Raw genomic sequence first — 12,239 nt, 5'->3', positions numbered from 1 at the left:
CCCCAAGCAGCCCCGCCCATTTCCGCTGCCCCCGTTCGAAGCCGACCTTGTCGACCACGGTGCATCGCATCCACTTGACCAGCACCGCGCCATCGTACGGCCAACCGGCCCGGCCCCCCGAATACCGGCCAAGTGGCGGGGCCCTGGCCGCCCTTCGTCACGACCGGTCCGTCAGTGATGGGCCAGGAACTCCTCGAAGGAGACCCGGCCGTCGGCGTGCTCCGGTGACAGCAGCGCCCCGTCCCGCACGGCGTGGAACGACTTGGCCGGCAGCCGCAGCGGCACCACCGGCCGGTGCAGCCCCTCCGCCCTGACCGCCTCCCTGGTCAGCTCCTCGGCCGAGCGGATCTCGGGCCCGGCCATGTCCGCCGCCCGCCCCATCAGTGGCTCGCCGCACGCCAGCTCCGCCAGCCGCCGGCCGACCTCCGCGGCCTCCACCGGCTGCAGCCGTACCCCGCCGCCCAGCGTGAACACCGCCGGCAGCAGCCGCTGCGCGCGCACGAAGCGGGTGATCAGGGCGTGGAACTGGGTGGCACGGAGGATCGTCCAGGGCAGCCCCGACTCCTCGACCAGCCGCTCGCACTCCAGCTTGGCGCCGTAGTAGGGAAAGCCGGCCACCCGGTCGACCCCGACGATCGAGATGTAGACGAGGTGTGGGGCCCCCGCCTCCCTGGCCGCCCCGATCAGCCGCCGGGTCGCGGTGATGTCGCCGCGCCCACCGGTCGTGGCACAGTGCACCACCGCGTCGACACCGGCCATCGCCGGCCCGAGCCCACTGCCGGTCCTCAGGTCGCCGGTGAACCACCGCACCGGCAGCCGCTCACCCTCGTCGCGGCTCCGCCGGCTGAGGATCCGCACCTCGTGCTCGTCCTCCAGCAGCCGGGCCACCACCTCACGCCCCGCCGTCCCCGAGCCGCCGGTCACCAGGATCACGCTCATGAGCACCGCCTTCCACCACCCCCATTGTCATGGAATCACCCGTTTCGCGCATCCCGCCTCAGAAGCATTCGCCTCCGGAAACGACGGTGCGCGGGAGGGCACCAGGGCCCTCCCGCGCACCGCCCCGGGATACTGGCGGAGGTCACTTGTCCCCGACGTGCGCTATTCGTCGTCGGCGGGTACATCGCGGTCGGCAAACGCCCGCAGGTGGAGCTGGGGTGCCCCAGAGTCCGCGAGCCACTGCAGCCGGTTGTCCTCCGCAGCGAGACCGGCGCGGGCCAGCCCGCACCAGTCCTCACGATCAAGGAGTGAGAAGTAAGCGGCGAGGACCGCGTCGCGCTGCGCCTCAGTGCTGCCGTGGTTCTCGGGGGGCTCGGTGGTGAGGTGTCGCGCGAGCACGGCCACGATGAAGAAGCGCTCAATGGTCGGTGCAAGACGGCCGACATGTCGAGCGTGAGCTTCCAGGACAACCGCGGCATGGGGGTAGCGCCGAAGGGTCGTTCCCATCCCTCCGCAGTACGTCATCACGTGTAGCAGTCGGCCTGTGTGGTCGAGCAGTTCGCTGTCGCGTTCGAACTCCGAGAGTGCCTCATGCAGTCTGGCGACTGTGGCGACCTTGCCTGCGAAGTAGCCGTTGAGGAAGTCACCGTCGACGGCCTTCCGCAGAAGCCAGGGGCGGGCGCCGGGATCGTCAAGACGGCAGAGCGCCTCGACGACATAGACCCGACCCCAGCCAGTCACCCGGTCGGCCAGCCAAAGCAGGGATTCCAGGCGCCCCGGCAACCGTTCCAGCGCATGTGCCGCGAGCGGGCCGAACCGGTGAGAGAGCAGTCCGATGGTCTGGATCAGCGGGATGTCATCCGTCGTGCCGACCGCGGCAAGCAGGGCAAGCCCGACTGTGGCCGCACATCGGTCGGTTGCGTGGCGGACGAGCCACCGCCCGGTGCTCCGGACGCGGTCGGCATCGGCCCGGTGGGCCGCATTGGCGATGTCGTCGTTGCGATGGATCGGGACGTAGATGTCGTGGAAGGCCCCGGTCAGGGCACTCGGCGGAGCGGACGGCTGAGCGAAGTGCTCGTCCAGGATGCGGGCGATGCCGGCACCGGCAGTGCGTCGGTCCTCGGGTGGTTTGGGGCGGGGCCGGCGGCGATGCGGTCCGTCGTCCGGATACGGCTCGCCGTCACGTGGGAGTGGTTTGTCCGGCGTCTGTTCGTGCAGCCTCAGCGCATAGTCGAACAGGCTCGTCCGTGGTTCGGGCAGCCCGTGCCCGACAGCCGCGCTCACCAGCGGGGGGAGGGCCCGATTCTCTTGATCACGTCGCAGATCATGACATCCGGCCCCTGCTCGGGCAAGCCCTTTCAATCCGCTGCCGGGGCTCGGCAGTTCACCTCAGGACGTTCGTGGAGGTCAGCCAGTCGTTGCCGGACGGAGTGATGTCCGCGCACATCGTCCGGGTCTGGTGTGAGGGGTTGGTGGGATACTCGTGCCGGTCGTCGGCGGGTGTCCCTACCGAACCCTCACCTGTGCCGGCGCTGCCCGATGACGAAGGCGAGTGCGAGCCGGGAAAAGGGCGGCGAGGTGGCGGGGTCCAGGCGCAGCACCCATTCGGGCATGCGGCAGGCGCTCCGGGCCCGTATCACGCCCCGGTCGTCCCTGAACTCGTAGGCACCCCACTTCGTACCGGCGAAAGGTTCGACGGAGCCCACCGGCGTACCGTCAAGAGCCAGCAGCGCGTAGCCGCCGGACGAGTCCCTGCCGGTGCCGCGGATGATGTGCCCGGACACACCGGAGGGGTCCCAGACCACCAGTTCCGGCGCGGATTTCCCGGCGCGGCGCTTCTCGACCCGGAACATGGGCTGTCCCGCGGAGTCGCGGACCTCCCAGTACGTCGTCTTCACCCCGGGCGCAGCAGGCACGGGCCGGGGGAGCGTGACCACCGACGCCGAGCGCCGACCGTCGGGCGTGTGCGCGCCCTTGCCCGTGACGATCAGCAGATCCCCAGGGGCGCCGGGTTCCGCGAGGAGCCGGCGGGTGCGCTTCCCTGCCCGGATCTGCTGCACCGTCAGGGCACCGAACGAGGCCACCCAGAACAACGACAGGGAGCCAGGCAGAGCGGCGGCCCTGAGGCCGGGGCGGTACGGACCCAACGGGCCGACGCGCACCTCGACGGTGCGTCCCGCGTCGCTGCGGCTGAGGCCGTAGATTGCGCCGGAACCGGTGTCGCCGCTGGCGGTGCGCCACGTCCCCGTGCACCTGAGCGGGCTGCGACTCTCCCCCCGATGACACTCGGCGACCTGCGCGGTGGCCCGCTCTCCGGCCAGGAAGGTGTACGCCAGCATCGTGGGCCAGATGAGTCCGCCGATCATTGCCAGGGGTATCGCGGCACGGAACAGTTGGAATCTCATGATGCAGCAAACTACAGCGGCGGACGGCCGACACGTGGCCTGAAGTCGCCTGCCGAGCTCCTTGACGAGCGCCTCCGGCTCTCTCCGGCGGGCAGTGATCCGCTCCAGCTCGGCCACCCCCGCTCCGTCCCCGCGATCTGGCGGCGTATCCGTACGGCGACGGGTGGTTGGCGGACCCTCGCCACAGGCGCGTCACGGCGCGCGGCACCGGGCAGATCAACCGCCCGACTCACGACGCGTCTCACTCAACATCGTTGAATCGGTCACTCCCCGCAGGTCACAGGCACGACGAAGGGGACCGGCCTTCGGCCGGTCCCCTTCGCGAGCTGCTGGTCAGCCATCCGTGCGGGCTACGTCGGATGCCGCGTCCGACGCGATTCCGCCCGGTATCAGCTGCAGCCGCTGGTGGAGCCGCAGCCCTCGCACAGGTAGCAGCTACCCGCCCGCCGCATCTTGGTGCCGCAGGCGAGGCACAGCGGGGCGTCGGCGTTCAGGCCGAGCCGCATCTCGGCCAGTTCGGTCGAGCTGTGCGCCTCGCGGGGCGCCGGGCTCTCCTGGGCCGGAACCGCGGGAGCGGGCGGCGTCGGGGAGCTGGACGGCCGGGGTGCCTCGACCTGGCGGGGCGCCGACTGGGAGAGGCCCTCGACGTCGAGCTCGTCGTCGGCCGGCTCGTAGGAGCCGGTCTCCAGGTGGCGCTGCCGCTCGGTCGCGGTGTGGATGCCCAGCGCGGAGCGGGTCTCGAAGGGCAGGAAGTCGAGCGCCAGGCGGCGGAAGATGTAGTCCACGATGGACTGCGCCATCCGCACGTCCGGGTCGTCCGTCATGCCCGCCGGCTCGAACCGCATGTTGGTGAACTTGGAGACGTAGGTCTCCAGCGGCACGCCGTACTGCAGGCCCACGGAGACCGCGATGGAGAAGGCGTCCATCATGCCCGCCAGGGTCGAGCCCTGCTTGGACATCTTCAGGAAGACCTCGCCGAGCCCGTCGTCCGGGTAGGAGTTGGCGGTCATGTAGCCCTCGGCGCCGCCGACCGTGAAGGAGGTCGTGATGCCGGGACGCCCCTTCGGCAGCCGCCTGCGCACCGGACGGTACTCGACCACCGTCTCCCGCTCGGCCGCCGCCACCGGGGCGTCGGCCTTCGCCGGCTCCTTCTTCTTGGCCGAGAGCGGCTGGCCGACCTTGCTGTTCTCGACGTAGACGGCCAGCGCCTTGACGCCGAGCCGCCAGCCCTCCAGGTAGATCTCCGCGACGTCGTCCACGGTGCTGGTGCTCGGCATGTTGACCGTCTTGGAGATGGCGCCGCTCAGGAACGGCTGGGCCGCCGCCATCATCCGCACGTGCCCCATCGGGGCGATGGACCGCTCGCCCATCGCGCAGTCGAACACCTCGTAGTGCTCGTGCCGGAGGCCCGGCGCGTCCACCACGTTGCCGTGCTCGGCGATGTGCGCGACGATCGCCTCGACCTGCTCCGGCTGGTAGCCGAGGCGCTTCAGCGCCTTGGGCACCGTGTTGTTGACGATCTGCATGGAGCCGCCGCCGACCAGCTTCTTGAACTTCACGAGCGCCAGGTCGGGCTCCACGCCCGTGGTGTCGCAGTCCATCATCAGGCCGATGGTGCCGGTCGGCGCGAGCACCGAGGCCTGCGCGTTGCGGAAACCGTTCTTCTTGCCGAGCCGCAGCACGTCCTGCCACGCCTCGGTGGCCGCCGCCCAGACGGGGCTGTCCAGGTCGTCCATGCGCTTGGCGGCGCCGTTGGCGTCCGCGTGCTGCCGCATCACCCGGTTGTGGGCGTCCGAGTTGCGCGCGTAGCCCTCGTAGGGGCCGACCACCGCGGCCAGTTCGGCGGAGCGGCGGTAGGAGGTGCCGGTCATCAGCGAGGTGATGGCCCCGGCCAACGCGCGGCCGCCGTCCGAGTCGTAGGCGTGGCCGGTCGCCATCAGCAGCGCGCCCAGGTTGGCGTACCCGATGCCCAGCTGCCGGAAGGCCCGGGTCGTCTCACCGATCTTCTGGGTCGGGAAGTCGGCGAAGCAGATCGAGATGTCCATGGCCGTGATGACCAGCTCGACGACCTTGACGAACCGCTCCACGTCGAACGACTGGTTGCCCCGGTCGTCGTCGCTGAGGAACCTCATCAGGTTCAACGAGGCCAGGTTGCACGAGGAGTTGTCCAGGTGCATGTACTCGCTGCACGGGTTGGAGGCGGTGATCCGCCCCGACTCGGGCGACGTGTGCCAGAGGTTGATGGTGTCGTCGTACTGGATGCCCGGGTCGGCGCAGGCGTGGGCGGCCTCGGCCATCTTGCGGAAGAGCGACCGGGCGTCGACCTCCTCGATGATCTCGCCGCTGGTCCGCGCCCGCAGCCCGAACTTCGAACCCGACTCCACGGCGCGCATGAACTCGTCGTTGACCCGGACGGAGTTGTTGGCGTTCTGGTACTGGACGGACGTGATGTCGTCGCCGCCCAGGTCCATGTCGAAGCCCGCGTCCCGCAGGGCACGGATCTTCGCCTCCTCCTTCACCTTGGTCTCGATGAAGGCCTCGACGTCCGGATGGTCCACGTCGAGGACGACCATCTTGGCCGCCCGCCGCGTGGCGCCGCCCGACTTGATGGTGCCGGCCGAGGCGTCCGCGCCCCGCATGAAGGACACCGGCCCCGAGGCGTTGCCGCCCGAGGACAGCAGTTCCTTGGACGACCGGATCCGCGAGAGGTTGAGCCCCGCGCCCGAACCGCCCTTGAAGATCATCCCCTCTTCCTTGTACCAGTCGAGGATCGACTCCATGGAGTCGTCGACCGAGAGGATGAAGCAGGCGCTGACCTGCTGCGGCTGCTTGGTGCCGACGTTGAACCAGACCGGCGAGTTGAAGCTGAAGATCTGGTGCAGCAACGCGTACGCCAGCTCGTGCTCGAAGATCTCGGCGTCCGCCGGCGAGGCGAAGTAGTCGTGCTCCTCACCCGCGGCGCGGTAGGTCCGCACCACCCGGTCGATCAGCTGCCGGAGGCCGGTCTCCCGCTGCGGGGTGCCGACGGCGCCCCTGAAGTACTTGCTTGTGACGATGTTGACCGCGTTCACCGACCAGAAGTCGGGGAACTCGACGCCGCGCTGTTCGAAGTTGACCGAGCCGTCGCGCCAGTTGGTCATGACGACGTCACGGCGCTCCCAGACCACCTCGTCGTAGGGGTGCACCCCGGGCGTGGTGTGGATGCGCTCGATCCGCAGGCCCTTGGTCCCCTTGCCACCCTTGGCGCGGGACCCACGTGCCGGGCCGCTCGTCGTCTCAGTCATTCCGCCTCCCTGTGCGGGCATGCGCCCTCGTGCCATCCGGTTTCGCACCGGATCGCCTGTTCTGTTCTGATGACCGGGGCGCGTCCATGCGCCTCGGCCAAGCTGTGTGGTGTGGTCCGGGCGGCCCGTGGCGGACCCGGCGCGCCCCACGCCGTCCTGCGGCGGAGGGGCCTATCCGGCGGCGGCCGGCCGCCCCCCGGGGACGGGCACCGCGCTGACGGCGGTGGGTGGTCGCTCGGGGGCGAAGCCCTCGCGCAGCTCGGTGATGGCGGCCTCGAAGTCCTCGAGGGAGTCGAACGCCCGGTAGACCGAGGCGAAGCGCAGATAGGCGACCAGGTCGAGCTCGCGGAGCGGGCCGAGTATCGCGAGGCCCACGTCGTGGGTGGAGAGCTCGGCGCTGCCGGTGGCGCGCACGGCCTCCTCCACCCGCTGGCCGAGCTTGGCCAGCGCGTCCTCCGTGACGGGGCGCCCCTGGCACGCCTTCCGCACGCCGGCGATCACCTTGTCCCTGCTGAAGGGCTCGGTCACGCCGCTGCGCTTGATCACCATCAGCGAGGCCGTCTCCACGGTGGTGAACCGCCGGGAACAGCTCGGGCACTGCCGGCGCCGACGGATCATCGTCCCGTCGTCCGCGGTGCGGCTGTCGACGACGCGGCTGTCGGGGTGCCTGCAGAAGGGGCAGTGCATCGCTCTCTCCCTTCCTCACCACTCTGACGCGCTCTCGCGACGTTGCTCACTGAGCGTGCACACCACGGGCGTGGCGTGACGACTCCGACGCCCCGGAGGACGCGATCCGCGTTCCCCGGGGGACACTCCCCAGCATAGGCGATGTCTCGCACCGAGGATGACCCGGAACCACAATTTCTGGGGATTGATCCGATGCGCTACCACTAGATCTAGGGGTGACAGCGGGTAGGCTGTCAACATCATCGCCGCGCGTGTCGCGAGCGGGTAGGTCGACGGCCGGGCGGTGGGCCGCACCCGCGGGCCGGCGAACGCATGGGAGGCTACCGCATGACCCGGTTACCGTTCGCGGCCGACCCCGCCGAAGGACGGCCTCCTTGTACACCCGCTCGCTTGATCACGTCAGCTGATCAGCGATTTTTCACTCGAACGTGTGTTTGGCGCAACCTTTCGATAGCAACTACCGTTGTCTGACTAGGGAGAACCACCGAGAAGGGGCCGACATGACCACCGCAGCAGACGACGCCATCACCGCCGCTGAGCGCCGCCATGACCGCGTCGCGGCCCCCGCGGCTCCACGTTCGATGCCCGGCCGACCTCCCGGCATCAGGGCGGACAGTTCCGGCCTGACCGACCGGCAGCGCCGGGTGATCGAGGTCATCCGCGACTCCGTGCAGCGCCGCGGCTACCCACCGTCGATGCGTGAGATCGGCCAGGCCGTCGGCCTGTCCAGCACCTCCTCGGTCGCCCACCAGCTGATGGCCCTGGAGCGGAAGGGCTTCCTCCGCCGCGATCCGCACCGCCCCCGTGCCTACGAGGTCCGCGGCGCCGAGACACCGACCCCCCAGGTGACGGACACCGCCGGCAAGCCGGCCGCCTCCTACGTGCCGCTCGTCGGCCGGATCGCCGCGGGCGGCCCGATCCTCGCCGAGGAGTCCGTGGAGGACGTGTTCCCGCTGCCTCGGCAACTGGTGGGCGACGGCGAGCTCTTCGTGCTCAAGGTCGTCGGTGACTCGATGATCGAGGCCGCCATCTGCGACGGCGACTGGGTCACGGTGCGCCGGCAGCCGGTCGCGGAGAACGGCGACATCGTCGCGGCCATGCTCGACGGCGAGGCCACCGTCAAGCGCTTCAAGCGCGAGGACGGCCAGATCTGGCTGCTCCCGCACAACGCGGCATACCAGCCGATCCCGGGCGACGAGGCCACCATCCTGGGCAAGGTCGTCGCCGTCATGCGGCGGATCTGACCCTGCCGCCTCCTCGCTCTCGTTCTCCTGCGGCCCGGCGCCTCTCCGAGTGTCCCGGGCACCCCGCTCCCCCGGGCTTGGCCTACGACGCGGCGGCGTCCTCGCCTGCCGCGTCCCGGGCGGTGGCATCGATCGCGGCGAGCGAGCGCCGCACCTGATTCCGGTCGGTCGTGTACCAGAAGTCCGGCATGGAAGTGCGAAGGAAGCCCGCGTAACGCGCCTTCGAGAGCCGAGGGTCGAGCACCGCGACCACGCCGCGATCCCCCGTCGCCCGCACCAACCGGCCGGCCCCCTGCGCCATCAGCAGCGCGGCATGCGTGGCCGCCACGGCCATGAAGCCGTTGCCGCCGGCCTCCTCCACGGCCTTCTGCCGCGCGCTCACCAGCGGATCGTCGGGGCGCGGGAAGGGGATCCGGTCCATCACGACCAACTGGCAGCTCGGCCCCGGCACATCCACCCCCTGCCAGAGCGAGAGCGTGCCGAAGAGGCAGGTGCGCGCATCCTCCGCGAAGGTGCGGATCAGCTCACCCAGCGTCTCCTCGCCCTGGAGCAGGATCGGCAGATCCAGCCGCCCACGCAGCTCCTCGGCCGCCGTCTGCGCGCCGCGCATCGAGGAGAAGAGCCCCAGCGTGCGCCCGCCGGCGGCCTCCACGAGCTCGGCCAGCTCATCGAGCATGTCCGCGCGGCTGCTGTCCCGCCCGGGCGGCGAGAGGTGCTGCGCGACATAGAGGATGCCCTGCCGCCGGTAGTCGAAGGGCGACCCCACGTCGAGCCCCTTCCACGGCGGGAACTCCTCGCCGTGCTGCCCTTCAGGCGCCAGGCCCAACGAGGCACCCACCCCGTTGAAGTCGCCGCCGAGCTTGAGCGTGGCCGACGTGAGCACCACGGACCGGTCCTCGAACAGCTTCTCCCGCAGCAGCCCGGAGACGGACAGCGGCGCCACCCGCAGCGACGCGCCGTACCGGTCGTGCCGCTCGTACCAGACGACGTCGAACTCCGAACCCTCGACGATCCGCTCGGAGACCCCCTGCACCGTCTCGATGGCGGCCAGCGCCTGCTTGCGCACCGCGTCCTCGTCGGCCAGGGAGGAGTCCCTCGTGTTGCCGAGCGCCGTGATCGCGGCCCGCGCCGCGTCCCGCAGGGCGGTCAGCGCGTAGCCGAGGTCCTCCGGGATCTCCTCGAGCCGGCCGGGCAACGCCAGCTCCATCAGCCGCTCGAAGCCCTCGGCCGCGGTGGCCAGCCGGTCCGCCGTCTTCTCGTCGATCAGCTTGGCGGCCCGCCGCACCGCCCGCCCGACGCCGCCAGGCGTCAGCTCACCGGTGGCCACCCCGGTGACCCGGGAGACCAGCTCATGGGCCTCGTCCACGATGAGCACGTCGTGGCCGGGCAGCACCGGCGCGCCCTCGATGGCGTCGATCGCGAGCAGCGCGTGGTTGGTGACGATCACCTCGGCGAGCTTGGCGCGCTCCCGTGCCGCCTCGGCGAAGCACTCGGCGCCGTAGGCGCAGCGGCTGGCGCCCAGGCACTCCCGGGAGGAGACCGACACCTGCCCCCAGGCCCGGTCCGAGACGCCCGGCGTCAGATCGTCCCGATCGCCGGTCTCCGTCTCGTCCGACCATTCCCGCAGCCGCAGCAGGTCCTTGCCCAGCCGGCTGGTCGGCCCGCCCGCCGCCTCGGCCGCCTCGAACTGGTTGAAGAGCCCCTCCTCGTCCTCCTGCGGCACGCCCTCGTGGAGGCGGTGCAGACACAGGTAGTTGGACCGGCCCTTGAGGGTGGCGAACTCGGGGCGGCGGCGCAGCTGCGGGTGCAGCGCCTCCACCGTGCGCGGGAGGTCACGCTCGATCAGCTGCCGTTGCAGGGCGAGGGTGGCCGTGGCCACCACCACCCGGTCCCCCGTGGCGATGGCCGGCACCAGGTAGCCGAGCGACTTTCCGGTGCCGGTGCCCGCCTGGACGAGCAGGTGCGAGCCGTCCTGGAAGGCCTCGGCGACCGCCTCGGCCATGGCCACCTGCCCGGGCCGCTCGCTGCCTCCGACGGAGGCGACGGCGGAGTGCAGCAGATCGGTGAGGGTGGGCTTCCCAGATGTGGCAGTCATAGGGGTGACACCCTACGCGGACCCACTGACACTCCCGCCCCGCTCAGGGAGAGTGCAGCGGATTCGCGACAGTGCCGTGCACCACCGCGTGCGGGCGCTGGGCGCGGTCCCGGTAGCCGTCGAGGTGCAGCCGGTTGCGGTTGAGGCAGAGCCGGTCGATGCGCGGGGTGAGCAGGTCGAACGCCTCGAAGCGGTGCTTGAGCTCCGGGAAGCGGTGTTGGTAGTGCAGGATTTCCGCCCGGACGAGTGACCAGAAGTCGACCTCCGTCACGCCGAGTTCCCGTTCGCACAGCGGAGCCAGGAAGCGGAACACGCCCACGAAGAGGCCGGAGTGGATGAACTGGGTGAGGAAGGCCGGCGGTTCGGTGAGCAGCACCTCGCGGACCTGCCGCGGGACGTGGTCGAACTCGGGCAGCGGCTCGGCGCTCAGGTTGACGTCGTCGACGAAGTCCTTGACGGCGAGCCGGACGGGGATGTCCCGCTCGTCGAAGACCACCAGCGCGTTCTCGCCGTGCGGCGAGAACACCGTGCCGTAGCGGTAGAGGAAGTGCAGCAGCGGCGGCAGCAGCGCCGCGAACAGGCTGCGCAGCCAGCTGTGGGCCGGTAGGCCCGAGCGCGCCACGAGCTCGGCGGTGAGGGAGCGCCCGCTCTCGTCGGTCCAGAGCAGCGCGGCGAGGGTTCGGGCCCGCTCCCCCGCGCCGAGGAACGGCCCGATCGGCTCCCGCCAGATGCAGCCCAGCAGTTCCCGGTACTGGTAGGGGACGGTGGGCAGCCGGTCGTAGAGCGGGTGCTCGACGCTGACGGAGGCGATCTCACCGAGCAGGACGGGGCGGGTCTCCTCGGCGAGGAACGGGTCGCCGTCGCGCACCCCGTGCACCCAGCCGGTGACGGCGGGGGCGGCCAGCGTGCGCTCGGTGGGCAGACCGCGCCAGACCAGGGTGTTGAGGATGGAGAGCGGCAGCTTGACGGTGCGGGCGTGTGGACGGCTGACGTTGAGGAAGGTGCGAATGGACTGCTGTGGCAGCCGCAGGTCGCCGTCGGTGGGGAGGGGTATCAGCGCGCCCGCGGCGATCTGCGGCGCGAAGAGGGGGGCGATCGTCTCGTCCCACTGCCAGGGGTGGACGGGCAGCCAGAGGTAGTGCGCCGGGTCGCGGCCCTGGGCCGCGACGGCGTGGGCGAACGCCTCGCGGGTCGTGGCGGTCAGCTCTTCGGCGTAGAGCGCCTCGGGCGCGGCCAGCGAGGGTATGCCCCGGTAGCGGGCGAACTCGCGGTGCACGGCCAGCCAGGGCAGCGGGCGTGCGGTGCGTGCCTCGGGGGCCCAGCGGCCGGCGTCGGCAGCGGAGAAGCCGAGGCGCCCCTTGTTGGCCACCAGCCAGGGGTGGCCGGTGCAGCGGCCCTCCAGATCCGCGTGGCCCAGGTCGGCGAGCTCAGCGGCGCTGAGGGGATCGGCGGCGAGGGCGACGTCGGCGCTGAGGGTGGCGGTGAGCTCCCGGATCAGATGCCCCGTGGTGTCCCCGGAGAGGCCGAGCAGCGTGTCGTGGGCGCGCGCCACGAACTCCAGCGGGTCGGCGCCGGGGGGCAGGGT

At 71.0% G+C, this 12,239-nt stretch carries 8 protein-coding genes and 1 pseudogene; 1 reads left to right on the top strand and 8 read right to left on the bottom strand.

Annotated elements, in window-relative coordinates:
• The 6 genes and pseudogenes from E1283_RS21005 to nrdR form a co-directional block, all read right to left on the bottom strand.
• Nucleotides 1-85: pseudogene (locus tag E1283_RS21005) on the bottom strand (DUF4937 domain-containing protein); the annotation flags it as partial.
• 86 nt (nucleotides 86-171) lie between these two features.
• The gene (locus tag E1283_RS21000; protein WP_132819655.1) at nucleotides 172-939 is read right to left on the bottom strand and encodes an SDR family oxidoreductase; all 768 of its coding nucleotides are present in this window, start codon (nucleotides 937-939) and stop codon (nucleotides 172-174) included.
• Between the two features lie 162 nt (nucleotides 940-1,101).
• Nucleotides 1,102-2,223 (bottom strand): hypothetical protein, encoded by a 1,122-nt coding sequence (locus E1283_RS20995; RefSeq protein WP_243744988.1) that lies wholly within the window; start codon nucleotides 2,221-2,223, stop codon nucleotides 1,102-1,104.
• Between the two features lie 233 nt (nucleotides 2,224-2,456).
• A complete protein-coding gene (locus tag E1283_RS20990) occupies nucleotides 2,457-3,461 on the bottom strand; it encodes a hypothetical protein (protein WP_132819654.1) in 1,005 nt (334 codons plus the stop codon).
• Nucleotides 3,462-3,733: 272 nt separating this feature from the next.
• Nucleotides 3,734-6,628 carry a vitamin B12-dependent ribonucleotide reductase gene (locus E1283_RS20985; protein ID WP_132819653.1) on the bottom strand — a complete coding sequence of 965 codons (2,895 nt, stop codon included), beginning with the start codon at nucleotides 6,626-6,628 and terminating at the stop codon, nucleotides 3,734-3,736.
• 171 nt (nucleotides 6,629-6,799) lie between these two features.
• Nucleotides 6,800-7,315 carry a transcriptional regulator NrdR gene (nrdR, locus tag E1283_RS20980; RefSeq protein ID WP_132819652.1) on the bottom strand — a complete coding sequence of 172 codons (516 nt, stop codon included), beginning with the start codon at nucleotides 7,313-7,315 and terminating at the stop codon, nucleotides 6,800-6,802.
• A gap of 500 nt (nucleotides 7,316-7,815) precedes the next feature.
• On the opposite strand from nrdR, the gene lexA reads away from it, so the two are divergent.
• Nucleotides 7,816-8,559, top strand: coding sequence for a transcriptional repressor LexA (gene lexA, locus E1283_RS20975; protein ID WP_132819651.1), 744 nt, complete (start codon nucleotides 7,816-7,818; stop codon nucleotides 8,557-8,559).
• A gap of 82 nt (nucleotides 8,560-8,641) precedes the next feature.
• Here the strand turns inward: lexA and E1283_RS20970 are convergent, their stop codons facing one another.
• Both E1283_RS20970 and E1283_RS20965 read right to left on the bottom strand, forming a co-directional pair.
• The gene (locus E1283_RS20970) at nucleotides 8,642-10,654 is read right to left on the bottom strand and encodes an ATP-dependent DNA helicase (RefSeq protein ID WP_132819650.1); all 2,013 of its coding nucleotides are present in this window, start codon (nucleotides 10,652-10,654) and stop codon (nucleotides 8,642-8,644) included.
• Nucleotides 10,655-10,697: 43 nt separating this feature from the next.
• A partial coding sequence (locus E1283_RS20965) for an IucA/IucC family protein (protein WP_132819649.1) occupies nucleotides 10,698-12,239 on the bottom strand: 1,542 nt, incomplete at its 5' end.

It is taken from the genome of Streptomyces hainanensis (assembly GCF_004348415.1).
Lineage (GTDB): Bacteria > Actinomycetota > Actinomycetes > Streptomycetales > Streptomycetaceae > Streptomyces > Streptomyces hainanensis.
The sequence above is the reverse complement of the archived record's forward strand: the minus strand, read 5'-3'. Positions and strand labels throughout refer to the sequence as shown.

What these genes read in the sequence shown, in the direction of transcription:
- E1283_RS20970 (WP_132819650.1), bottom strand. Translation starts at nt 10,654, where the DNA reads ATGACTGCCACATCTGGGAAGCCCACCCTCACCGATCTGCTGCACTCC.
- nrdR (WP_132819652.1), bottom strand. Translation starts at nt 7,315, where the DNA reads ATGCACTGCCCCTTCTGCAGGCACCCCGACAGCCGCGTCGTCGACAGC.
- lexA (WP_132819651.1), top strand. Translation starts at nt 7,816, where the DNA reads ATGACCACCGCAGCAGACGACGCCATCACCGCCGCTGAGCGCCGCCAT.
- E1283_RS20985 (WP_132819653.1), bottom strand. Translation starts at nt 6,628, where the DNA reads ATGACTGAGACGACGAGCGGCCCGGCACGTGGGTCCCGCGCCAAGGGT.
- E1283_RS21000 (WP_132819655.1), bottom strand. Translation starts at nt 939, where the DNA reads ATGAGCGTGATCCTGGTGACCGGCGGCTCGGGGACGGCGGGGCGTGAG.